Origin of the sequence: Vibrio sp. T20 (assembly GCF_007858795.1) — a bacterium.
In the GTDB taxonomy this organism is placed as follows: domain Bacteria; phylum Pseudomonadota; class Gammaproteobacteria; order Enterobacterales; family Vibrionaceae; genus Vibrio; species Vibrio satsumensis.
Map to the genome: position 1 here is coordinate 18,333 of NZ_VFEB01000077.1, position 23,476 is coordinate 41,808.

Below are 23,476 nucleotides of genomic sequence, written 5' to 3' on the forward strand. Positions count from 1 at the left end.
TAGCACAACAGAAGACAAGAGAAAGTAACAAAGAGAAAAGGGTGTCATTTGATGGTTCAAATGACACCCTTTTTAATTTTTGGCGATTAAAACTGTTTGATCTTTATCGTTCCAGTGCGTCAATTAAGGCTCGCACATCGTGCCGCTGGACGTCGCACTCTGAATTACGCCACTGGTATCAGCGACCCAATTAATGGTGCAGTCACGATAAGGATTTTTGAATGCGTGTACTGTATAACCATTGTCTAACGGCTTCTTCGTCTCAATCCAAGCATAGTTGCGAGACGCCCAAAAACTGATAGGGCGTGAGCGTTCGGTGAGATAACGTTCTTGTACATCGGTTATGTCTGAACCGATGTATTGTTGAATATGTTCTTCCGTGCTGGCTATTTGGCTGGTACACGCCGTTGCTAGCGCAGCAAAAGCCAAAACAATAATACGCATTTCAAATCCTTTTAAGCTTCATTAGCTATCTCAAACCAGTGGTCAAATAGTCCCAACTTTCTATCCTTAAAGCCACAACTGTTACCTTAAACCCATCTCAGTCAAGGATGTTGAGATTGAGGTTTTTTGAGCTTTGACCCTGTTATCGATTACCTCTAATAGAACGAATCAAATCCCTCTAGTACACGTTAGCAAGAATATGCATACAGTTCGATTACTTCCGATGTAATGTTATGTAAATTTCCTTACGCCGCTCGGCAAACGTAAACAATGTAAATTGAATGCCAATACGAATGATTATCAACTAAATTGTCGCCATAAAATTTATAGGTATTGGTTTGTATGTCGTTAAAAAGTAGGGCGGTTCAGTCATGGGCTCGCCGACTTCATGTTTATATTTCTATGGCACTTCTGTTCGTGGTTCTTTTTTTCTCAGTGACAGGTATCACCCTGAACCGACCTGAGTTATTTGAATCAAGCCAACCCAATATCCAACGCTCTACGTTAATGCTTCCCACGAGTGTATTTACGATCCAAGACGGACGTTTAAAAGCTAACGAAACAGCCTTTGAAACGTTTCTGTTTGAAGAAGCTAACCTCTCCGGCGTTCCTTCAGGTTTGGACATCTACGCAGAGATTGAAGACGGTGAGTTGCTCATCGGTGAAGTGTCTATGGACTTCAAAGGACCAGGCTACAACGCTTCCGTGTTTGTTGACGTTGCGTCTGAATTTGTAGAAGTCGAAACCACTAATTACGGCGTTATCGCATTGTTGAACGATCTACACAAAGGTCGTAACAGCGGAGAAGTATGGAAATGGTTTATCGATATCACCGCGCTACTGATGATCTTCTTTGTGCTGACTGGCGTGTGCTTACTGCTACCTAAGAAAAAGACACTCAATACCTCCATCAAGTGGACGGTGTTTGGGTCTGCAATCTCACTTGTTATCTATTTTGTCGCCGTGCCATAACCATTATTTGACTTGACGAATTAGTTTGATGAATCGACTTGAAGAAATAATTAATGGTTAAACGGATTTAAAAGGTTGTTAAACATGAAAAAAATGAACTGGAGCAAGGCGCTTCTTGCTTTATCTCTTTTGCCAAGCCTAGGTATGGCACAAGCGATCCCTGATACGGCAAAACTTGATGTGAACTTTAAGCTACCAAAGATCGATACCTCTATGTACGCGCGTCCTTATGTGGCGGTGTGGGTAGAGAACAGCGAACGAAAGTCAGTGAAAACCATCGAGCTTTGGGTCGGTAAAGACGAATGGCTTAAGGATTTGCGTAGCTGGTGGAGAAAGGTTGGCCGTTACGATCGTGAACTGGTTGACGCTGTGACGTCTGCAACACGCCCTGCTGGTCAGTACCGTTTCGTTTGGGATGGCAAGAGCGACAGCGGTGAAACGCTAGAACAAGGCGAGTACACGGTTCATATCGAAGTTGTTCGCGAACACGGTGGCCGTAATTACCTTCGTCAAAAAGTATCACTAACGGATACAAATGCTTCATATGAGCTAAAGGCAACGGAAGAGACGGGTGAAATCACTCTGAACTATATCGCTAGATAGTAAGTGCGAAATCGCAAAAGCAAACTGAACAGAATAGACAGTCGTCATCGTAAGCTCAGATAGAGCGACACGGCTAACAATTATAAATAATGGAATTGAACATGATGAAACAGATAAAAATTAAGGCACTCGCTGTAGCGGGTGTGATGGCATTCGGCCTAGCAACAACGACAACAGCGCAAGCTCACCCGCGTTGGATCCTGCCATCTCACTTCACTGTATCTAAAGAAGGTGGTGATTGGCTAACGTTCGACGTAACTGCGTCTCACGGTACGTTTGTGTTTGATAAGCCTGCTGGTAGCGAAAATGCTCATGTCATCATGCCAGACGGTCGCAGCGAGCGTCCTAACTTTGTTATTCGTGGTAAGCGCCGCTCTATCTTCGACTTCTATTTTGAAGAAGAAGGTACGCACAAAGTTGCGATCAACAATGAACCGTCTTACTACACACAATACAAAGCGGGCCGCCGTGACACGGTGAAATGGATGAAGGCAAACAAAGCGGAGCGTGGCTCTGTGCTTCCTGAAAAATCACGTGACGTGGTAACACAAATCAGCTTCACGCGCGCAGAAAGCTACATCACGGTAGGTAAGCCAACAGATTCAGTCTTTAAAATTGAAGGCAAGCTTCTTGAAATGAAGCCTGTGACACACCCATCAGACATCGTTGAAGGCGAACCAGTGACATTCCAGTTCTTCTACAACGGTGATGTTCAGAAAGGCGTGAAGGCGGAAATCACTCGTGAAGGTACGCTTTACCGCAACCACCAAGAGCAGATTGACGTGGTGAGCGATGAGAACGGCGAGATCACCTTTACTCCAGACGTAGCGGGTCGTTACGTAATGAAAGCGAACTACAAAGGTGAGTTGATTGACAACCCACTGGCAGACAAAGCAAGCGCGAACGTTCACCTAACGTTCGAAACACTGCTTCAATAATCTGTGCTATCGGGGGCTAGGTTCCTGATTAAGCAACCAAAAACTTAAGGGCTCATTTGAGCCCTTTATCGCTCAGTTTATTACTGAGAATTTGCACTGTGGCTAGGGTACGAACCATGACAATAAAAACAAAACTTAACGCATTAATGACTCCTTGCTTAGCACTGGGACTTGGTTTCGCTGCATTACCTGCACAAGCACACTTTCCATTGATGAGTTGCTGGTTTGAAGGCAAAACCGTGGTCTGTGAAGCGGGTTATTCAGACGGTAGTAAAGCGATTGATTACGCGGTTGAGATGTACGACTACGAAGACAACTTGATTGCGAAAGAGATGACGGATAAGCGCTCTATCGTTGAGTTTCCAAACCCAGACACTGAGTTCTATCTTGTGTTTGATTCAGGCCACGAGTTTCCTGTTGAAGTGGACGTTGTTGAGATCAGTGAGAAATGATGATTGAGGGTGTACGTGCAGACACGGGTGGCAGAGAAGGCAAATGGGTAGGGCTGAGCATTGTATTCATCCTGAGCTTTGCCACGGTCGCTATCCCATTTCATCAGGCAGAATCCCACGTTAAAGCAGTGCTTGATCATCAAATTTTGGTGACTGATGTTGAACAAGAAAACTTGGCGATGTTATCAGAGCTGCGTTTGGCTCATGAAGAGATTCGTGACCTGCGTATTGACTCAGACGGCGAATGGCCGAGTGTCGCGTCACTTAAAGATGAATGGGTTGCGCCATTTGTAGAAGACCAAAGCTGGAAGCGCAAAGGTTCTCATACTTGGTTATTGGACGAGCGTGGTTATTATTTCTCTACTCCAAGTGAATATGCGACACCAAGTGGACAAGCTACACCAACTGATCATGGTTTTGCAGATTCTTTTATTTTAAACGCGAACAGCGTTTCTCCAGAAATCTGGATCTTCTTCGATGGTGTAGCGAAACAGCCTGATACTTTTGACCAACAAATGCTTGAGTCTACCGGTTGGAAAATGGTTGTGAATGAATCAGAAATCGAACTGCATCATGCTTCTTCTCATTAACTCGAGATTCTCGAAATACAAAATGCTCACAAATAATAAGAGATTTACTATGCGAATTATGACTCTGTTCATGTCGTTACTAGCGGTGTTCATGGCTCCTAATGCATTAGCAAAAGAATACAATGTCGACAGTGACAAACTGACGATTGGTATCACACTTCAACCTTACTACAGCTATGTGAAAGCTGTAGTCGGAGACAAAGTGAACATCCTTCCTTTGGTTGATGCTGGCTTTAACCCGCATAACTACCTACCACAACCGAACGACCTGAAGCGATTGAGCCAGATGGATGCAATCGTGGTAAACGGTATTGGTCACGATGACTTCGCGCTTAAAGTGATTTCAGCAGCGCAACGTGATGACCTAGTCGTGATCGAAGCAAACAAAGAAGTACCTCTACTTCCTGCTCTTGGTCAGTCTGTTGGTCAGGGTGCCGTGAACCCGCATACTTTTGTTGGGCTTTCGACAACCATTCAAAAGGTTTACACCATTGCCAGCGAGGTTTCTAAGCTCGACCCAGACAACGCTGCGTTTTATCGCAAGAATGCACGTAAATACGCTAAGCAATTCCGCCTCATGAAGCGTGATGCAATGCTGTCGCTGGGCGAACTCGATACATCAGGTATGAAGGTCGCAACCACGCATAATGCTTATGGCTATATCCTCCAAGAGTTTGGTGTGGATGTGGCGGCGGTGATTGAACCTGCACACGGTGTTGAGCCAAGTGCTAGTCAACTGCAAGAGACGATCGAAAAGATCCGCGCATCGGGTATTGATGTTCTGTTCTACGAGCTAAATATGCCAAACCGTTTTGTTGACACGATTGAAGCGGAAACTGGCGTGCAGCTTTACCGTTTCTCTCACATGACCCACGGCGAATATGAAGACGATAAAGTGGAAGTTGAGATGAAGAAAAACCTAGAAACGTTAATCGAAGCAATGAAATTTGCGGCTGCGAACCAAGCTAAAAGCGGGAACGCATAATGTTAGGTCCATCGATTTCAATCAATCAACTTGGTCTGAAATATGACAACAACGTCATTCTTGACGATATCTCACTAGAACTTAAAGCGGGTGAGTGCCATGTGATCATGGGACCAAACGGCGGTGGCAAAACTTCTTTGTTGCGATCTGTTCTTGGTCTTACGCCTTTCTCTGGGCAAATCAATATTCATTGGCCAGAAAAGCCAAGTATTGGTTACGTTCCTCAAAAAGCGACCTTCGAATCAAGCTTGCCTTTGACTGTCATGGATTTCGTGTTGCTTAACCAAACTCGAATTCCATTGTTTTGGCGTCGTAAGTCCAAGCAGTTGGATCTTGCTCTCGCACAGTTAGATCGTGTGGGTATGGCGACTCGTAGTGACCGCCGCATGGGACAGTTATCGGGTGGTGAGCAGCAACGCGTGTTGTTTGCTCAAGCGTTATTGGATAACCCAAGTCTATTGGTGTTGGATGAACCTACGACCGGTATGGACGAGCAGGGCGTGCGTTATCTGGAATCGCTGATTCGTGAATGTGTTAATGAAGGTCGTACGATTCTTGCGGTACACCACGATGTCACGGCAGTTCGTCGACTTGAAGCGAACGTACATGTCGTTAACCGATTCTTAGTGGATAGTGGCCCGCATGAGCAAGTTCTGCATCCAACTAAGATTGAGCGTCTGTTCCAGCACTACAGCAGTGGCGCTGCAATTTCTGAATCGAAGGAGGTTGCGTAATGGATTGGTTACGACAACTTGCCATTAGTGGTGTTGAAGCGGGTCTGTTATCAGAAAGCTTCATGTATGCCTTCATGGTAAACGCTTTGGTTGCAGCGTTACTACTTGGTCCTCTATTAGGTGGTCTGGGTACTTTGGTGATTGCCAAGCGTCTGGCTTTCTTCTCAGAAGCCGTTGGTCACGCCGCGTTAACTGGTATTGCAATTGGTGTGTTGCTTGGTGAGCCACCAGAAAACCCAATCATTGGTCTGTTTAGCTTCTGTATGATCTTCGCTCTGCTTCTTCATTTTGTAAGAAATAGAACCAACGTTCCATACGATACCTTGGTTGGTGTGTTCCTTGCGCTGGCATTGGCAGTGGGTGCAGCGTTACTGATGTACGTGGCTCGTAAGATCAATATTCACATGCTTGAGAACGTACTGTTTGGTTCGATCCTTACGGTAACGGACCAAGACTTAGCGATTCTCGCAGGCAGTTGCGCGATCATCATTTTGCTTTTGATACCGACATTCAACCGTATCCTGCTTACCTGCATCAGTCCTGATATTGCGAAGGTTCGCGGTTACAACACCAGTTTCTACGACTACCTGTTTGTCATGATGATTACGTTAGTCACGATTGCTGCCGTGAAGATCGTGGGTGCAGTTTTGGTAGGCGCTTTGTTATTGATTCCAGGTGCGACGGCTCGACTACTAACTAAACGCATGGGTAGCTTTGTGCTGTTATCAGCTCTGCTTGCGACCATTGCTTGTTTGGTTGGTACGGTATTACCAATGGAACTTAAATTGCCAGTACCGTCAGGTGCTTCAATCATCATCGTTTCTGCAACGTTTTTCCTAGCAGCAACGTTATACCGAATTGTAAGAAAGGCGTAATCATGACTTGTTTAATGAATCGTATCACTAGCTCAGTAAAAACAGCGGCTCAAGTAGGTGTGCTTGGTAGTGTGTTAATGGCTGGCTCTGTGATGTCACTGAACGTGAATGCGGAAGATATTCTAACGAGTACACCTGTAACCTATGCACTAGCGACAGAGCTAACTAAAGGTACTGACATCACGACGGAGTACCTGCCACCAAAGCGCTATGGTATTGATCGTCTGCCGAATTGGTTTGGTACCAAGGGGGCAAGTAAAGTGTTTCAATCCGGCGAAAAGGCGACGGTAGCAGTCACGTTGTCATCCATCTGGCAAGCTGATCCTACATTTGTTTACGCAAGACAAGGCAATATCCGTTTGGTTGAGGTTGATGCCGCTCAAGCCATTACACCACGAGCACAAGGTGTTGCCGCGCTGACGTTATCAAATGGCGATGTGTCTAAATACGCATGGTTAAACCCAACCAACTTGATTCGTATGGCGGCGATTGTTGCTGATGACTTTAAGTTATTGTGGCCGGCGCAAGCTGAGACCATTGATAGCAACCTACAGCGTGTAATGCTTGATGTGCGTGAACTGATTAACAAGCAACAAGCAGTCTTACTGGATAACGACGTAGACTCTGTATTGTTGCTTTCAGAAAGCTTGGAAGATTTCGCTTCAGGTACTCAACTGTTTGTTGAAGAACGTATGTTCAAAGCTGAACTTGAATGGACAGAACAAGACAAAGCCAAACTCAAAGCGATGTTTTCAGAAGACGATGCTCTATGGTTAGTTACAGCGAAAAAGCCAAGCAACTTGATTAAATCATTGGTACCGAATGAGCGTATCTTGGTTGTGGATTCTGTTGATCGTTGGGGTAGAGCAGGAATCAACGCAAAAGCACCGTTTGCTCGTTGGGAAGTCCAACCTTTCAAAGGTTAGGTGGCTAAAATAAGTGAGCTAATAAACCGCTCGATCAAAAAAGCAGCCCAAATAGAGGCTGCTTTTTTTGTTTTTGTTCATCTGCTCTGTGTATTGAGCTAGACAAGGGCTGCGAGTATAAACTTACTCTGCAGTTTTTGTCTCTTCAGCTTCAACAGTTGTTTCGACTGTGCCTTCAGCCTGCTCTTGAGCTGCTTTAGTCTGTTCTTCAGCTTCCATTTTTGCACGGTCAGCTTTAGAAATGTAGCGAGGCTTGTTGCTACTATGCAGTTTAGAATTCGCCTGTTTCTGCTTCTTTTTTAGAATTTGATTAATTTTTTTCTTACGGTTCATTGCTGCATAGCCTTGTATTTAGTTTAGGCGGTGGAGGATAATCATTTTAGCTCTAGAACTCAATATTTACATGGTATTCAGCAAGGAAAATATCACTATGCATGCAGTCGAGACCGAACGCTTACGATTAAGAATGATCATACCTCAAGATGCGGCGTTTATTCAACGATTATACAGCTCAGAAGATTTCCTGCGTTACATTGGTGATAAGGAAATCAGCGACACTGAAAAGGCTGTCGAGTACATCGAAAACAACATTCTTAAGATGCATGAAGAGAAGGGTGTTTGCCTATTGATGGTCGAAATAAAGGATTCCTTAACCCCAATTGGTATTTGCGGATTAATTAAAAGAGATAGCTTAGACTCGCATGATATTGGCTATGGCTTTGTTCCTGAAGTGTATGGGCAAGGGTTTGCTCATGAAGCGGCAAAAGCAATAATCGAACAAGCTAAGCAGAATGCTGACATCGATCATTTAGTTGCCATCACTACCTCTGATAACATTCGAAGCATCGCACTACTGACTAAACTGGGTTTTGCGTTCGAGCGGGTTGAAGACGTGATAAGTGAAAGCGTTAATCTCAATCTGTACAGTCTCTCTCTGGGTAGTTAATCATGTTCCAACATAACAATATTCTACAAGGTGAACTCGCGACGGAGTACAAAACCGTTATTGCGATGGTGCACATCTACTGTAAAGATCACCACGGTGCAGTGTGTCCGAATGGCGCGTTATGTGAAGAGTGTGAGCAATTGTTGCGCTATGCCGAAACACGACTTGATCGTTGCCCTTATGGCGAAGCAAAACCGACCTGCAATAAGTGTCCGATTCATTGCTATAAGCCCGACCCTAAAGAGCAGATGCGTTTAGTGATGCGTTATGCCGGGCCAAGAATGTTACTCAAGCATCCGATTTTAGCGATCAGGCATTTGATACATGAAAAACGAAAAGTGCCCGAGAAGCCGCTGCCGAATGTGTCGAACCGCCATATCCGAATGAACAAGAAGTAACGTATTGTTTGCCGTACAAAACGGTTCAGAAACAAGAAAGGTCTGATTTCTCAGACCTTTTTGTGTTTATATTCGATACCTAAAACTAGAACCTTGAACGTAAGAGATTACGCTACTTGAGGTTGTTCGTAGGTCACCGTCAGGTTGTTGATCCAGCGTCGGCTTAGGTAACGATGAGAACAAATTGCCAGTTTCACCACTTCTTCTACCAACATCAAACCATAGATGTATTTGAAATCCCATCCAGCGACAAACGCGCCGTAAACACATACTGGAATGCCCACCATCCACATCGCGATGAAATCCATACGCAGGCAGAACGCATTATCGCCACCAGCGCGAATAATGCCATTGATGATCACCATGTTCAGCATGCGGATCACCACAGCAAAGCACATGATCATCATTGCTGGCGCGGCGAGTGGATACAGTTTCTCGTCTGTTAAGTTCAGCCAACTCAACACGTGCTCTTTGCCTAGGAAGAGAAGAAGGCCAACAACCGCGCCAAATCCAATCACAGCCTTTATGAATGTTAGACCCATGCTCATAGCATCATCAAATTCATCACGGCCGAGTGAGTGGCCAAGCAGTACAGAACACGCCACTGAGATACCAAAGAAGATCGAGTAACACAGCGATTCAAATGGTGCGAGCATCGAAAACACCGCAAGCTCAGTCGTGCCCATGTGACCGAAAATCATTTGATATGCCATGGTACCCATTGCCCACAACACAGCATTCATCGTCAACGGCAAAGCAATGCGACGGTAAGACAACCACAATGACGGGCGATGTGGTGAGCTCGGTGTCGTTAATAGCCAATGTTTACGCATACGCATGTAGCTATACATCAAGCCCACTTGAATCAATCGCGCTAAGGTTGTCGCCAATGCCGCACCTGCGACGCCCATTGCTGGAATGCCGAAAGCACCTTTAATAAGAATGAAGTTAAGCGCAATGTTGAGTGCGATGGTAACGCCACCTAATAACAGCGGAGTTACGGTGTCACCTGATGAGCGCATACTTGCTTCTACCACGACAACAATGTGAGTCAGAAGTAGAACAGGGAAGCCATACCATAGGTAAGTTGCGCCAAGTTCAATCACGGTTTGATCGCTGGTTTGCAACATCATTAAAAACTGAGAACCAAGAGTGATGATTGCAGTAACAGGCAGCAGAACTTTTAAGCCAAATATCATCGCAATCGATGATACAGTTCGTGCGCTTTTTCGGTCATTTTTCCCCCAGTATTGAGCGACTAATGTACCGTTTGCTGAGGCCAACCCTGCCATAATCATAATAGCAACGAAGTGCCATTTTGACGCAATTCCCACAGCTGCAGCTGCTTCCATACCATAATCACTGACCATTAATACGTCAGCAAGGGCAAGAATAGCCACCAGCGCACTTTGCAAAGCGACAGGTAAGCCAAGTTTAACGATACGAGGCAAGATGCTCTCTGGCTTGTTATTCATAGATGAGTTAGGGTTGATGTTAGTTGTCATAAGCTCTCCGATTTATGGCAGAACTATAGTGATTTGAGTGAAGTAACAACATGTTTAAAAAACAACAAAACCTGTGCAAATCCGTCATTGATTCAATGAGACCAAAATCAACTTGGTATGATGATGTTTTTCTCGCTGAACAGTGCAAAGAACGTTTTTTGACCGTTGAAGATATTCCAGAGATGAAAAGCTTTGGTGTTTATATGGGCGGTATGGCGAAGCTATATGATGGTTATTGGGTTGAGCGTGAATCCGTTAATGTTCATACGTTGATTTTCACTATGGAAGGTGGTGGTATTCTAACAACCGCAACATCGGTACAAGCGATTACGCCTTATACACTCGTGGTTCTTCCTGCTGAAACCCCATTTCGTTTTGAACTCGATCCTCAATATAATTATTGGAAAATGGCGTGGATGTTGACGCCTGACACTAAGCAGTGGCAGCACATCGCAAGTTTAGGTCAGGGGATTGTGCCGTTCGGAGAGTGTGAGCAGATCTGGTCATTAATGAACTTGGTTTACTTTGAGATAGGCGGTAGAGCCAGTTACCGTAAGTTACTCTTGAGTGAAATTATTCGAACCTTGACGGGGTTTGAGCCTAAGTCGACCAGCACCACTGCACGTGTTCAAGCGCTTTATAACGAGATTGAAAGCAGTCTGCACCAGCCATGGACAGTAGCAGGGATGGCCGAAAGAGTGTTCATTAGTGAAGAGCAACTCAACCGAGTCACCAAGACGCTATTTAACCTGTCACCACGCAGCAAATTGATTCAATTACGTATGGATAAAGCCACCAGTCTGCTGAAATATCAAGATTGGTCTGTTTCTATGATTGCTAATCGCTTGGGCTACAAGGATCCTTATAACTTTTCGCATCGTTTCAAAAAGCATTTCGGCTTGTCACCCAGTCAGTATCGAAAGAGTCATCGACTGCCCGGTTAGCTTTGCTTGTTTCCTCGATCAATTACGCAAGATCAAGCTTTGCAGTAATATTACGGTATTGAGCTATCTATCAATTTAGTATTTTTACTCTATTCGGTACTATTGGAAATATCTAAAAAACATCAATGCATATGCAATGTGAGGAATAAATGCAACAAGCTATCGGTAAGGTGAATGATTTTACTCTTCCATCAAAGCTCACTTTAAATAATAAAGAGTTTCAATCATGCACGAAAATTGTTCGAAAACAGGGCTGTGGTTCAATAATAGGAACGCTTTCTGAGCCTCATCGTAAAGTGCTTTTCTATCTTTACCTGAACAGAGGTCAAGTAGTTAGCAAGCAAATATTGAAGAGCGTAGGCTGGGCTGGTAAAGCTGTGACATCTGCTTCTGTTTTGGTCGCTATTTACGAAATAAGAAGGATTCTTGACTGTCGTTGTATTCAAACAATTTCCAACGAAGGGTATGTCATGGAGTAATAAATAATCTCCTATTGATATCCTATTAATATTTTAATAATAAAAATTTAATCTCTTTACCGTACGAATTCCATTGATTATCGTCAAATCTAAAACGTCCACATATAAGCGACGTTATATAAATACGAACAAATCTGACATTGTCGCTGGCTATATAGTAAGGGAATGATATAAAAATGGACTCTTATCCTGTAATAGAAACGAACCATTCTGAAAACAACGTAGTACTTGAATTAAACGGTAAAATTGTTGAACTCAACACCAAACTTGTTCGCAACGTAGAGAACGGCTACGTACTGGCTACCATGCCTTTGGCATACCGAAAGATCATTCTATTTATGAATCGACATAGGGGTGAATTGTTCAGTGTTAGTCAATTAAAGAAGATTGGCTGGGAAAGTGAGAAAGTGACCAACTCATCTGTGATTGTTGCGATATCCGAAATAAGATCGTTATTCGGAGATGGATTAATCATTACCATCACTGGTGAAGGTTACGTATTTCAACCTTAACTTTCTAAAATAATAGACGTTATTGTTATTTGTTGTCGATCTTTCTTACCGTTGGCATAAAACAAAAAGGGCTCTTCGCTTAGACATGAAGTCTTAACTCAGAGCCCTGATGACACGTCTCTTGTGTCTGTCTATTTGAGCTTACTCGCCTGCAATCTGTAGGTGAGAGCGCTTTAGACTAGCAATCAACATGTAGATCGTTGTAGCAAGTAGAGACGCGAACAGGTATGTGAATAATCCTGCTTGTGAATCCATAAAGCTGTCTGCAACGATTGGTCCGGCAACAGAACCGATGCTGTAGCAAAGTAGCATGATCTGAGTCACTGACACCAAGTAGCTTGGGTCAAGGTTTCGGCAACCCAAGTTAATCGCGATTGGGTATAGCGCAAATGTCGCCATGCCTAATACGAACAAGCTCATGCCTAGTACGTAGAAATCGTGATTGATAGTCAGCACACCAATGCTTGCAACGCCTAGCAGGCAGAACAGAGCCATTAATAACACTTGTCCTATGTGGTGAGATAACCAAGTCACCATCGGCTGTACAGCCATGCCACCCATGATAACCAAAGCCATCAAACCGCCAATGTCTTCGTGCGCAATGTTACGTTGAGCAAGTTCAACTGGCATCAAGCCGTAAATCGCACCTAGCGTTAATCCAGACACAATGCAGCCAATTAGCGCGCTGTGGCTTAATTTGCTGATCTGCTTTAAAGACAAAGATTGCGCATCGTGGATCTGTGGTGGTGTTGCTTGTCCGTACATCAGAACAATGATCGCACCAAACAGAAGGGTGAACATTGCGATGAAAGGTACACCACCAGTAATACCTAGGTAACCGATACCAAGCTGACCAACTGCAGAACCACCGTACAGTGAGCACATGTAGATAGCGAGACGTTTTGCGCGTTGTGATTCGTCACCGCTCATTAGCCAAGACTCTACAATCACAAAGATACCTGCAACCGCTACACCAGCCACAAAGCGAGCTAATAGCCATACAGCTTGGTGTGGGATCAATGGCAATACAAGGATCGTTGCGATGAACACACTCAATGCGATGACGAACGCGTCTTTGTGACCAACACGCGCAATGGCACGTTCAATCAATAATGTACCAGCCAGTAGACCTGCATAGAATGCACTCGCCAACCAACTCGATAGATCTTTGTCTAAGCCATACTCAGACAGCATTAATGGTAATGAACTCATTAAGTAGCCTGAAGCGATCGCGTAAAAAGACAATGCAATAACAGGAACAGTTATGCGAGTTGTTGGTTGGATGTTGTCCAATGCAGGAGCCTCTAAATAGTAAAAGAAACGATGAATTTTCCGCGACTATGGGGGAGAAACTGAATTGGGTAAAACGAATAAAAATGGTCGTTAAGATAAAAGAAATTTATCGACTGACTAAGCTAAAATACCGTTGCGATGTTTAGGGCGTGTTGATCTTTCGAGCTGATTTTTGCAGCGAATTGCTGGGGATTTATACAAGGCAGAGGCTTTGATGTGTAGCTAGTCTACATGAGAAGCCGATAACGTAGTAAAAATGACCAGCAAACGCTGCCCGAAGGGTTCGGCTAAAAGCGTTTTACTCTTTGTTGAGGGAGATTTGCTTAGAATGGCTAGGCTACTTCTCCCTCGCCGCGATTAAAACGCTTTTATCTCGAACAAAATTTAACCACGAAAGGTCAACACGCCCTAATCGTTTTACGAGATTTTATGTGGTCAAAAAGCCGTTAAACCCTTGTTCATTGGCTATTTAATTAAGAGGGTGAAAACAAATTTATTTGTAGCGTTGAAATTAAATTTGAAGTGCAGTTTACGATAAGAGCGCTTCTTTACGGTATTGGCGTGGCGAGTTACCACTCCACTTACGAAAGGCATGTCGAAAGTTAGCACTATCAGAAAAGCCAACTCGTTCAGATATCTCTTCAATACTCATTTGAGTTGAAGAAAGGTAGTGCCGGGAAAGGTGATAGCGAACATGATCAAGTATCTTCTGATAGCTTGTATCAGCAGCCTTTAGGTGACGGCGCAGTGTTCGAGAAGACATGCCGAGTTCTGAAGAAATGGATTCTATCGAAGGGTAACATCCCGGCCTTTCAATCAGCATCTGTGAGACTTTCTCTTTGAGGCTGGTGGGTGCGCTGACTTTTGCCAACATGTCATCACACGACTTTAAGCACATCTGTAAAGTGATGGTATTGGCGGTAGGAAGAGACGAATACAAGGTGGTTGCGTCAAACTCCCATTCAAGACGGTCACTATTGAATTCAACCGGGCAACCAAAAACTTCTGTATAAAGATCCCCGTATTCAGGTTTTGGATAGGGGAATCGGATCACTTGAGAAGGAAAGGGTTGTTGCAAGACTTCTTCGCACAAACTGTGTATCGCCGCGAACCAGTATTCACAACAAAAGGGCAGTAAAGAATCAAGTTCGATCAGTTGCTCTGCCCGAAAGTAGCCAACGTTGTCTTCTACTGACATGGTCTTTCTAAGAACTGGGCCAGCAAGTTGCAGATACTTGAACCCAATCAGTAAAGCATCCAACAGCGTTTCGCTACTGAATACCGCATAACCCAAAACACCAAAGTCACTAAATCGTGCTTGTTGGCCGACTCTTAACCCTAAACCACCTTCATCTGTGTTCGCTAACGCATTACTGAACACAGCAAGCTTTTGCGCCAAAGTGATGTGTGTATCCGGTGTGTTGAGTTGGAGAGCATCGATGTTACTGCCTTCGAGTAACTCTTCGATACAGAGAGCAGGTGATAGGTAACGATGCAGCAACTGAAGATCCAGAATGCCGAATGCTTGCATATCGGGTTCGTAAACTGCGGTGTATTCCATAAGCTGCCTCTTGTTGAATATCGATATTTTAACCGAACTTTTAACATTTATGCCTGTTGCTTGTTCTCACTTTCGCAAGCTTGTTCCAAATTTTGGTTTATGTGTGCAAGGTTTTATTGGGCTTGCGCAGGCTTTGTCCGAATTTCACCGGTTTTTGTCTTTTTGAAACCTGTTCGAAATGTTACCAAAATGTTGTAATTTCTTGGGTTGCACATTGGAGCGTCTCAGACATTTTGCTCAATAACTACTATTTTGCTCAATAAATAAATACTCTTACCTACATGACACACCAGTGCGCAGGCTCGTGATTACAAGAAAGACACTTATTACAACGATTAGAACGTCTACGGTGACCGCCACTAACAGGTCTAAGCCGCATAAGGAGATCATGGATGCACAATCTTGCTGTTAATTTGGAGCGTAGTGCTTCGCTTTTTCCAACTAAAGCTGCTCTACGTATGGGCTCGGATGAAGTCAGCTTCGCTCAGTTAGAACAACTTTCTGGAAACGTGGCTGCTAACTTGAAAAGACTTGGGTTGCAGAAGGGAGATAAGGTCGCGCTGTCGTGTCCCAATGTCACTTATTTTCCCATTGCTTATTACGGCATTCTAAAAGCAGGCTGTGTCGTTGTGCCTTTAAACGTGTTGTTTAAGGCTAGAGAGATCGCTTATCACCTCAATGACTCTGATGCGAAAGCTTATTTATGCTTTGAGGGCAGTGAAGAGCTTCCAATTGGTCGCTATGGTTTACAAGGTTTTGAGCAGGCAAAGCACTGTGAACACTTTGTCGAGATGCCTATCCCGACAAGCGCAAACACTACTTCAGAAACAAATGAGCAGCATGAATCAATCGCTGACTGGCTAACACAACCTTTGAGTCCTTTTGAATCTGTCGCTTGCTATGGTGATGATACCGCTGTGATCCTTTATACCTCTGGCACAACGGGTCAGCCAAAGGGCGCTGAGCTTTCTCACACCAACATGCAAACCAATGCGATGTCGTCACAGTATCTTATGAGATTGGAATACAGCGACACGACCATGGCTACGCTTCCTCTGTTCCACAGCTTTGGCCAAACTGTCATGATGAACGCGAGCGTGTTGACGGGGTCAACCATGGTCTTGATTCCACGCTTTGAGCCGTCACTGGTGATCGATCAGATCATTAGCCATAAAGTCAGTGTCTTTGCTGGCGTTCCTACCATGTATATCGCTCTATTAAGAGCCGGGGAAGAATCTTTAGAGCGTTCTGAGCAGGTCAAACACAGCTTAAGGCTTGGTGTGTCTGGTGGTGCTTCGATGCCACTTGAGGTAATTCGTCAGTTTGAATCGCGCTTTGAGTTACCGGTATTGGAAGGGTACGGCTTATCTGAAACAGCGCCGGTTGCGACTTTCAATCATATTGATGGCGATCGTCTCTCGGGCAGTGTTGGTCAACCGCTGTGTGGTCACCTTATCAAGATTACTGATGTACAAGGTAACTCCGTCGCAATGGGAGAATTGGGCGAAGTGTGCATTAAGAGCCCAAGCGTTATGAAAGGTTACTATCAACGACCTGAAGCAACGGCAGAAGCGATCAGAGATGGTTGGTTTTTAACAGGCGATATCGGACGCATTGATGAGCATGGAAACTTGTTCATTGTTGATCGTGTGAAAGACATGATTATCCGAGGTGGTTACAACGTCTATCCGCGAGAAATCGAAGAAGTATTGATGTGTCACCCTGATGTGGAAATGGTGGCAGTGGTGGGTGAACATCATGATCAGTTAGGTGAGGAGATTCATGCCCATGTGGTGCTTCACGAGCATACTCAATGTGATAGTAAAGCCTTGATGGCTTGGTGTCGTGAGCAACTCGCGGATTATAAATACCCTCGTAAGGTGTTCATTCGTAGTGCGTTACCCATGACGGCAACAGGTAAAATCTTGAAGCGAGAGTTGCACCCTGTAGAAGTCGCGGAGGCAATCAATGGATAACTATGACTTTATTATCGTAGGCGGAGGCTCCGCTGGTTGTGTGTTGGCTTCTCGGCTGTCTGAAGATCCAAACACGACCGTTTGTTTATTGGAGGCTGGTGGCAAAGACACGAGCCCATTTATTCATACTCCAGTTGGTGTTGTGGCTATGATGCCGACCAAACTCAACAACTGGGCGTTCGAGACCGTTGAACAGCCGGGTTTAAATGGCCGTAAGGGCTATCAACCGAGAGGTAAGACACTCGGTGGCTCAAGCTCTATCAATGCCATGATGTACGCCCGTGGGCATCGCTATGACTACGACACATGGGAAAGTTTGGGCAATGCTGGCTGGAATTATGAATCGTGTCTGCCTTACTTTAAAAAAGCAGAGAATAACGAAGTCCATCAAGATGAGTATCACGGCCAAGGTGGTCCATTGAATGTGGCGAACCTAAGGTCACCAAGCCCGATGTTGGAACGCTACTTAACCGCCTGTGAGTCGATAGGTGTTCCTCGCAATGAAGACATCAACGGTGCCGCTCAGTTTGGTGCAATGCCGACGCAGGTGACTCAGCTGAATGGTGAACGATGTAGTGCTGCCAAGGCTTACTTGACGCCAAATCTCTCGCGTCCAAATCTCACCGTCGTGACCAAAGCAACCACACATAAGGTTTTGTTTGAGGGTAAAAAAGCGGTCGGGGTTGAATATGGCTCGAATGGCAAGCGTTATCAGATCCGATGCAACAAGGAAGTCATTTTGTCGGCTGGGGCTTTTGGGTCTCCCCAGTTGCTGTTGCTATCGGGCGTCGGTTCTAAAGATGAGTTGGCGGTTCATGGCATCGAGCAAGTTCATGAGTTACCGGGAGTGGGTAAGAACCTGCAAGATCATATCGACTTGGTTCACTCATATAAATGCAGCGAAAAGCGCGAAACGTTCGGGATTTCATTGCAAATGGCATCTGAAATGACCAAAGCTTTACCGCTATGGCATAAAGAACGCCGTGGCAAGATGAGCAGTAACTTTGCAGAGGGAATCGGTTTTCTTTGTTCCGATGATCATATCGCTGTGCCGGATTTAGAGTTTGTATTTGTGGTCGCAGTAGTCGATGACCATGCGAGAAAAATTCATACCAGTCATGGCTTTACCTCACACGTCACTTTGCTGAGACCTAAAAGCCATGGCACCGTGACACTGAATAGCGCCGATCCATACGATCCACCTAAGATCGATCCTGCATTTTTCAGTCATCCAGAAGACATGGAGATTATGATTAAAGGGTGGAAGAAGCAGTATCAAATGCTAGAAAGCGAAGCGTTCGATGATATCCGTGGCAATGCTTTTTATCCTGTCGATGCCAATGATAACAAGGCTATTGAGCAAGATATCCGTAACCGGGCTGATACCCAATATCACCCCGTTGGAACATGTAAAATGGGACATAGCAGTGATTCATTAGCCGTGGTGGATAAAAACCTTAAAGTCTATGGGTTGAACAACTTAAGAGTCATTGATGCGTCGGTTATGCCGACATTAGTCGGGGCCAATACTAATGCGCCAACCATAATGATTGCTGAGAAAGTCGCTGATCAGATTAAAGAGCAATATAGCTTGGATAAGAAAGGCAGTACAAATAAGCAAGGCGCGAATGAGAGCGCAGAGCATGAAATGACTGGTTAGCCGGCAAGATTAGAGAAAACAGACGGATTTACAATAGGTTAGGGAGCCTTATTTATTAAGATTCCTTAACCTATTTTGTTTGTTGATTACTCAAAGAATTGAAACAAACTTACTTAGTTAAAGCTTGATTAAGCCATTGATCAAATTGACCTTTTGGTAGCGCACCGTTAATCGTATCGACACGTTTGCCATCTTTAAACACCATTACCGTCGGAATACTTCTGATTTGATACATTGCGGCAAGTTGTTGCTGAGCTTCAGTATCAATCTTAACGAATCGAACATCTCCCGAACGCTCTTTAGCAACGTCACTGAACACTGGCGCAAAGCCAACACATGGGTTACACCATGTCGCCCAGAAATCGACAACCACAGGCTGTGAACTGTTTAAGATAGATTGGAAATTAAGTGACGTTCCCTCGATAGGAGCGCCATCGAGCAATGCTGTTTTGCATTTACCGCAGGTTGGGCTTTCTGAAATTCTTTCTGAAGGAACTCGGTTTACGCCATTACAAGAAGGGCAACGTGTGTTGAATGTAGACATAACTTTCTCTTTTTATCGCTACTCCGTGTCTAACGCGATTTACGAATCACGCACGGAACGCTTATACTGTTTAAAACAAGAATACGATACTTAAATAAAAACAAACAATAAACAGGTAAATGATGACAAAATTTTACGCCGAGATTACTGGCTGGGGAAAGTGTCTGCCACCAGCCGTGCTGTCCAACGATGATTTAAGCACTTTCATTGATACGTCTGACGAGTGGATTCGTACTCGAACTGGTATCGAAAACCGTCGTATCAGTCATGTAAATACCTCTGAGCTAGCGACTGTTGCTGCTCAACACGCAATGGCGTGTGCTGGCCTTACTGCCGATGATATCGATCTCGTGATCATCGCAACGTGCAGCCCTGATTCTCTTATTCCAAATACTGCGTCTAAGGTTCAACAGAACCTAGGTATCAAGAGCGCAGCGGCTTTTGACCTTAATGCAGCATGTACTGGCTTCATTTACGGTGTTGAAACCGCGACTCGATTAATTCAAGCCGGCAACTACCGCAATGCGATCGTTGTGGGCGCAGAACGTCTTTCATTCTTCATTGACTGGACCAAGCGTGATACTGCGGTTCTATTTGGTGATGGTGCTGGCGCTGTGGTTCTATCGCGTACTGAAGAGCAAGTTGGCCTGCAAGAAGCGCAGATCGGTTGTGACGCGGAAGGCCGCGATATTTTAGCAGTACCAAAGTTCGGTACTTCTATGGATCGCTTCGCTGCTGACAACGGTTACTGGGACTTTGATTTCGTAGGTAAAGAGATCTTCAAACGTGCGGTTAAAGGCATGGGTGCAGCAGCACACACAGTATTGAGCCGCACTGGCATCTCAACAGACAACATCGATGTAGTGATTCCACACCAAGCAAACATCCGAATCATTCAAACTCTGTGCGACATGGCGGGCATTGAACGTGAGAAAGCGTTTGTGAACATTCAAAACTACGGCAACACGTCGGCTGCGACTGTGCCAATTGCATTGTGTGAATCGTTAGAGCAAGGCTTTGTTAAACCTAACTCAAACATCCTTGTGGCGGCATTCGGTGCCGGTTTAACTTGGGGTGCTGGTCATATTAAATGGGGTAGCCGTGTTGAACCGTTAGGTCAGTCGGACGCTAAGCTTCCAGAAGCAGATAAGTCGGCTTTAGAGCTTTTAGAAAGAGCCATTTTACACTGTAAAACGCGTCCTAATTCTGAGAATGAGTAGTAGCATCGCGCAAGTTCGTTTTATGACAAAAGCCGACCTTGATGGGGCGGCTTTAGTTCACCAAGCTACTTTTGTTCGACAGCAAAACTCAAAAGATTGGTTACAATGTAACTTAAGCGCTGCACCACGCTTTCTTAACTTCGTTGCAGAGAGTGAAGGTGAGATTGTCGGCTACATAATTTGGGTGCAAAAGAGTGGGTTTAGACCTGAAGCTGTTTTGGAACTAGAGCAACTTGCTGTGTTACCGAGCGCGCAGGGGCAAGGATTAGGCAAAAAGCTGATTCTAGACTCCTTGCCCCAAGTGAAGCACAAGCTAGCAGAGCAAGGCTCGACACTAAAACATGTATTAGTGACCACCAGAGCAGACAACTTTGCACAAAAGCTTTATCAATCGACGTTGGGTGCAGAAGTCGAAACCACGATTTCAAACCTGTACTCTGCGGATGAAGTGCTTATGATAGCTCGCAATGTGGGTGAACGAATCTGATCGCTGAGTACTTAGAACCAATTATAATCAGCGATGTAAATTGATTTACGTTTAATTAGGGACTTCTACAGCCCCTTTTGTTATTTCTTAGGAAGTGTTTTGAAGAAAGTTTTAGCAATTGGCTACGTTTGGCCAGAACCGAATTCATCGGCGGCTGGTAGCCATATGATGTCACTTTTACGTCTATTTAAGCGACAAGGTTGGTCCGTTGAGTTCGCAACGCCAGCTCAAGAAACCGAGCACATGATTGATCTCTCTGAAGAGGGCATCACAAGCCAATCTATTCAGCTAAATTGCGATAGCTTTGACCAGTACATCGAAGAGCTGCAGCCGGATGTCGTGATGTTTGACCGTTTCATGATGGAAGAGCAGTTCGGTTGGCGCGTTGAGAAGGTATGTCCGAATGCCTTTAAGCTGTTGGATACTGAAGATTTACAGTTCCTACGCAATGCTCGACATGAAGCTGTTAAGAAAGAGACAGAACTGACCAAAGAGCACTTGTACAGTGATTTGGCGAAACGTGAAATTGCCGCGATTCTACGCTGTGATCTTTCGTTGATCATCTCAAGCCATGAGATGGAACTGCTCCAATCTAAGTTCAATATCGATCCAAAGCTGTTACATCATCTGCCGTTCATGGTTGATCTCAACACGTTGCCTGAAAGTACGAAAAGCTTTGAAGAACGTAAGCATTTCATGACGATAGGTAATTTTAGACATGCGCCTAACTGGGATGCTGTGCTTCAGTTACAGAAGATTTGGCCGAAGATTCGTAAGCAGCTGCCTGATACTGAACTTCATATTTACGGATCTTATCCGCCGCCGAAAGCAACGGCTTTGCACAACCCTAAAACCGGCTTCCATATTAAAGGTTGGGCCAAAGACGCTCAAGAAGTAATGGAACAGGCGCGTGTTTGTGTTGCGCCATTACGTTTTGGTGCAGGTATTAAAGGTAAGTTACTTGATGCTATGAAGTTGCAAACTCCCAACGTGACTAGCGAAATTGGTCGTGAAGGGATGTTGCCACAAGGTGAGTTGCAATGGCCGGGCGCGGTTGCAGATGATATCGACGAATTTGTTGAACAAGCAGTCGCTCTTTATAAAGATGAAGAGAAATGGCTTAAAGCTCAAAGCCAATGTCATTCAATTCTTGAAGCGCACTATGAACAGAATCAACTGGGCGAAAAATTGATCGAGCGACTGATTGCGTTAGATTCTGAGCTTGATTCGCATCGACTGGATAATTTCTTTGGTTCAATGCTCAAGCACCATAGTATGGCGAGCACTAAGTACATGTCGCAGTGGATAGCTGAGAAGAACAAGAGCAAATAACTTCTTTAGGAAAAGACAGAATAAATCTTAAGCCCTTAGGTTAACGCCTAGGGGCTTTTTCATGCTGGGCGTTTGTTAATTCCAAACTTACAAATCGAAACATAACGCCATTACATTAGCATTGACTAATTTATATTTATTAGTAAACTCTAATTTAAAGGTTGTTATGAGTTTATGATGTTTGTGAATAGGAGAGGTCTGTGCTTAGTTTGATTCCTTGGAATGCTTTTTTCGGTGGCATGCTGTTAGGCGTGTCGGCCATTGTTTTAATGTTGGGCATTGGTCGAGTTGCAGGTATTAGTGGCATTGTCAGCCGTTTATTACCAGTTGGAACCAGCAACAAAGAAAGCAAAGGCGTGGATACAGATAAAACTGACAAGCATTGGCGTATCGCATTTGTTGTTGGAATGATCGTAAGTGGTTGGTTGTTAATTCCTACCGGTTACCAACTCCCTCAATTGGAAGAGATGAACCTCTTGGTAGTCGTTATTGCTGGTCTGTTAGTCGGCTTTGGCACTAAAACGGCGAATGGGTGTACTAGCGGACATGGCATTGTAGGGATGGCGCGTTTGTCTAAACGCTCGATTATCGCAACGTGTGTATTCATGGGTGTGGCAATAGCCACCGTGCTTATCAAAAACCTGATAGGGTTGGGGGCATAATGAAAAATTCTTCATTTACTATCATTGTCGGTTTATTGGCTGGAATCTTGTTTGGCATGGGTATGATCATCTCAGGCATGGTTGACCCGAACAAAGTGCTTGGCTTTTTAGATTTGACTGGCGATTGGGACATCAGCTTGGCATTCGTCATGGGCGGTGCGCTACTGGTGTTCGCTCCGTTTTATCACCTAGTCATTAAAAAGCGCGCTAAAGCAATCAATGGCGAGCCGTTAGATAGCCGTAACAACCCGCTAATCGACAGAAAACTGATTCTAGGTTCAACAGCGTTTGGACTCGGTTGGGGGCTCGCAGGCTTTTGTCCAGGGCCTGCAGTTACAAGTCTTAGTGGCGGTAACCCAACTGTGTGGGTGTTTATGATAAGCATGCTGGCGGGAATGTGGTTGGCAGGTCGAACGAATAAAATTTGTTAACGTTAAA

General features: G+C 44.6%; 26 protein-coding genes and 1 pseudogene. 21 read left to right on the plus strand and 6 right to left on the minus strand.

What is annotated here, in order from left to right:
* Window positions 1–123: 123 nt before the first annotated feature.
* The gene (locus FTW16_RS05940) at window positions 124–444 is read right to left on the minus strand and encodes a hypothetical protein (RefSeq protein WP_146490413.1); all 321 of its coding nucleotides are present in this window, start codon (window positions 442–444) and stop codon (window positions 124–126) included.
* A gap of 342 nt (window positions 445–786) precedes the next feature.
* On the opposite strand from FTW16_RS05940, the gene FTW16_RS05945 reads away from it, so the two are divergent.
* The 9 genes from FTW16_RS05945 to FTW16_RS05985 all read left to right on the plus strand — a co-directional run bounded on the left by FTW16_RS05945 (window position 787) and on the right by FTW16_RS05985 (window position 7,519).
* Window positions 787–1,416: a PepSY-associated TM helix domain-containing protein gene (locus FTW16_RS05945; RefSeq protein ID WP_146490414.1), complete on the plus strand. Its 630-nt coding sequence runs from the start codon at window positions 787–789 to the stop codon at window positions 1,414–1,416.
* An 84-nt stretch (window positions 1,417–1,500) separates the two neighbouring features.
* Entirely contained in the window at window positions 1,501–2,019 is a 519-nt protein-coding gene (locus tag FTW16_RS05950) for a DUF2271 domain-containing protein (RefSeq protein WP_146490415.1), read from the plus strand.
* Window positions 2,020–2,120: 101 nt separating this feature from the next.
* Complete coding sequence (locus tag FTW16_RS05955; RefSeq protein WP_146490416.1) at window positions 2,121–2,957, plus strand: DUF4198 domain-containing protein; 837 nt, start codon at window positions 2,121–2,123, stop codon at window positions 2,955–2,957.
* A 116-nt stretch (window positions 2,958–3,073) separates the two neighbouring features.
* Window positions 3,074–3,409: a hypothetical protein gene (locus FTW16_RS05960; RefSeq protein ID WP_146490417.1), complete on the plus strand. Its 336-nt coding sequence runs from the start codon at window positions 3,074–3,076 to the stop codon at window positions 3,407–3,409.
* Window positions 3,406–3,999, plus strand: coding sequence for a DUF6162 family protein (locus FTW16_RS05965; RefSeq protein WP_146490418.1), 594 nt, complete (start codon window positions 3,406–3,408; stop codon window positions 3,997–3,999). The genes FTW16_RS05960 and FTW16_RS05965 overlap by 4 nt, the downstream gene beginning before the upstream one ends.
* A 49-nt stretch (window positions 4,000–4,048) precedes the next feature.
* On the plus strand, window positions 4,049–4,984 hold the full coding sequence (locus tag FTW16_RS05970; RefSeq protein ID WP_146490419.1) for a metal ABC transporter solute-binding protein, Zn/Mn family: 936 nt from the start codon (window positions 4,049–4,051) through the stop codon (window positions 4,982–4,984).
* On the plus strand, window positions 4,984–5,718 hold the full coding sequence (locus FTW16_RS05975; protein ID WP_146490420.1) for a metal ABC transporter ATP-binding protein: 735 nt from the start codon (window positions 4,984–4,986) through the stop codon (window positions 5,716–5,718). Before FTW16_RS05970 ends, FTW16_RS05975 begins: the two co-directional genes overlap by 1 nt.
* On the plus strand, window positions 5,718–6,593 hold the full coding sequence (locus FTW16_RS05980; protein ID WP_004739197.1) for a metal ABC transporter permease: 876 nt from the start codon (window positions 5,718–5,720) through the stop codon (window positions 6,591–6,593). The genes FTW16_RS05975 and FTW16_RS05980 overlap by 1 nt, the downstream gene beginning before the upstream one ends.
* 2 nt (window positions 6,594–6,595) lie before the next feature.
* On the plus strand, window positions 6,596–7,519 hold the full coding sequence (locus tag FTW16_RS05985; protein ID WP_146490421.1) for an ABC transporter substrate-binding protein: 924 nt from the start codon (window positions 6,596–6,598) through the stop codon (window positions 7,517–7,519).
* A 123-nt stretch (window positions 7,520–7,642) separates the two neighbouring features.
* Here FTW16_RS05985 and FTW16_RS05990 read toward each other — a convergent pair whose 3' ends face one another.
* Window positions 7,643–7,852, minus strand: a complete 210-nt coding sequence (locus FTW16_RS05990) for a DUF2986 domain-containing protein (protein WP_146490422.1) — start codon at window positions 7,850–7,852, stop codon at window positions 7,643–7,645.
* A gap of 97 nt (window positions 7,853–7,949) precedes the next feature.
* Here FTW16_RS05990 and FTW16_RS05995 point away from each other — a divergent pair, with 97 nt between their 5' ends.
* Both FTW16_RS05995 and FTW16_RS06000 read left to right on the plus strand, forming a co-directional pair.
* Complete coding sequence (locus FTW16_RS05995) at window positions 7,950–8,465, plus strand: GNAT family N-acetyltransferase (protein ID WP_146490423.1); 516 nt, start codon at window positions 7,950–7,952, stop codon at window positions 8,463–8,465.
* Window positions 8,466–8,467: 2 nt separating this feature from the next.
* The gene (locus FTW16_RS06000; protein WP_146490424.1) at window positions 8,468–8,863 is read left to right on the plus strand and encodes a nitrous oxide-stimulated promoter family protein; all 396 of its coding nucleotides are present in this window, start codon (window positions 8,468–8,470) and stop codon (window positions 8,861–8,863) included.
* A 107-nt stretch (window positions 8,864–8,970) separates the two neighbouring features.
* Here FTW16_RS06000 and FTW16_RS06005 read toward each other — a convergent pair whose 3' ends face one another.
* Window positions 8,971–10,368 carry an MATE family efflux transporter gene (locus tag FTW16_RS06005; protein ID WP_146490425.1) on the minus strand — a complete coding sequence of 466 codons (1,398 nt, stop codon included), beginning with the start codon at window positions 10,366–10,368 and terminating at the stop codon, window positions 8,971–8,973.
* A 50-nt stretch (window positions 10,369–10,418) separates the two neighbouring features.
* Here FTW16_RS06005 and FTW16_RS06010 point away from each other — a divergent pair, with 50 nt between their 5' ends.
* The 3 genes and pseudogenes from FTW16_RS06010 to FTW16_RS06020 all read left to right on the plus strand — a co-directional run bounded on the left by FTW16_RS06010 (window position 10,419) and on the right by FTW16_RS06020 (window position 12,303).
* Entirely contained in the window at window positions 10,419–11,312 is an 894-nt protein-coding gene (locus FTW16_RS06010; protein WP_146490426.1) for an AraC family transcriptional regulator, read from the plus strand.
* 69 nt (window positions 11,313–11,381) lie between these two features.
* Window positions 11,382–11,820, plus strand: a pseudogene (locus FTW16_RS06015) (transcriptional regulator).
* A gap of 147 nt (window positions 11,821–11,967) precedes the next feature.
* Window positions 11,968–12,303 (plus strand): helix-turn-helix domain-containing protein, encoded by a 336-nt coding sequence (locus FTW16_RS06020; RefSeq protein WP_048660133.1) that lies wholly within the window; start codon window positions 11,968–11,970, stop codon window positions 12,301–12,303.
* A gap of 141 nt (window positions 12,304–12,444) precedes the next feature.
* Here the strand turns inward: FTW16_RS06020 and FTW16_RS06025 are convergent, their stop codons facing one another.
* The gene (locus FTW16_RS06025) at window positions 12,445–13,596 is read right to left on the minus strand and encodes an MFS transporter (RefSeq protein WP_048662820.1); all 1,152 of its coding nucleotides are present in this window, start codon (window positions 13,594–13,596) and stop codon (window positions 12,445–12,447) included.
* A gap of 529 nt (window positions 13,597–14,125) precedes the next feature.
* Complete coding sequence (locus FTW16_RS06035) at window positions 14,126–15,157, minus strand: AraC family transcriptional regulator (RefSeq protein ID WP_146490427.1); 1,032 nt, start codon at window positions 15,155–15,157, stop codon at window positions 14,126–14,128.
* A 392-nt stretch (window positions 15,158–15,549) separates the two neighbouring features.
* On the opposite strand from FTW16_RS06035, the gene FTW16_RS06040 reads away from it, so the two are divergent.
* Window positions 15,550–17,133 carry a long-chain-fatty-acid--CoA ligase gene (locus FTW16_RS06040; protein ID WP_146490428.1) on the plus strand — a complete coding sequence of 528 codons (1,584 nt, stop codon included), beginning with the start codon at window positions 15,550–15,552 and terminating at the stop codon, window positions 17,131–17,133.
* A complete protein-coding gene (locus FTW16_RS06045; RefSeq protein ID WP_146490429.1) occupies window positions 17,126–18,793 on the plus strand; it encodes a GMC family oxidoreductase in 1,668 nt (555 codons plus the stop codon). The genes FTW16_RS06040 and FTW16_RS06045 overlap by 8 nt, the downstream gene beginning before the upstream one ends.
* 109 nt (window positions 18,794–18,902) lie before the next feature.
* Here the strand turns inward: FTW16_RS06045 and trxC are convergent, their stop codons facing one another.
* Window positions 18,903–19,337, minus strand: coding sequence for a thioredoxin TrxC (gene trxC / locus FTW16_RS06050; protein ID WP_004731082.1), 435 nt, complete (start codon window positions 19,335–19,337; stop codon window positions 18,903–18,905).
* Between the two features lie 122 nt (window positions 19,338–19,459).
* Between trxC and FTW16_RS06055 the strand changes: the two genes are divergently transcribed.
* The 5 genes from FTW16_RS06055 to FTW16_RS06075 all read left to right on the plus strand — a co-directional run bounded on the left by FTW16_RS06055 (window position 19,460) and on the right by FTW16_RS06075 (window position 23,469).
* Window positions 19,460–20,557: a ketoacyl-ACP synthase III gene (locus tag FTW16_RS06055; protein WP_146490453.1), complete on the plus strand. Its 1,098-nt coding sequence runs from the start codon at window positions 19,460–19,462 to the stop codon at window positions 20,555–20,557.
* Window positions 20,558–20,579: 22 nt separating this feature from the next.
* Entirely contained in the window at window positions 20,580–21,044 is a 465-nt protein-coding gene (locus FTW16_RS06060; protein WP_146490454.1) for a GNAT family N-acetyltransferase, read from the plus strand.
* 99 nt (window positions 21,045–21,143) lie between these two features.
* Entirely contained in the window at window positions 21,144–22,376 is a 1,233-nt protein-coding gene (locus FTW16_RS06065; protein WP_146490430.1) for a glycosyltransferase family 4 protein, read from the plus strand.
* A gap of 200 nt (window positions 22,377–22,576) precedes the next feature.
* Complete coding sequence (locus FTW16_RS06070; RefSeq protein ID WP_146490431.1) at window positions 22,577–23,038, plus strand: YeeE/YedE family protein; 462 nt, start codon at window positions 22,577–22,579, stop codon at window positions 23,036–23,038.
* Window positions 23,038–23,469 carry a YeeE/YedE family protein gene (locus tag FTW16_RS06075; protein ID WP_146490432.1) on the plus strand — a complete coding sequence of 144 codons (432 nt, stop codon included), beginning with the start codon at window positions 23,038–23,040 and terminating at the stop codon, window positions 23,467–23,469. The genes FTW16_RS06070 and FTW16_RS06075 overlap by 1 nt, the downstream gene beginning before the upstream one ends.
* Window positions 23,470–23,476: the final 7 nt, after the last annotated feature.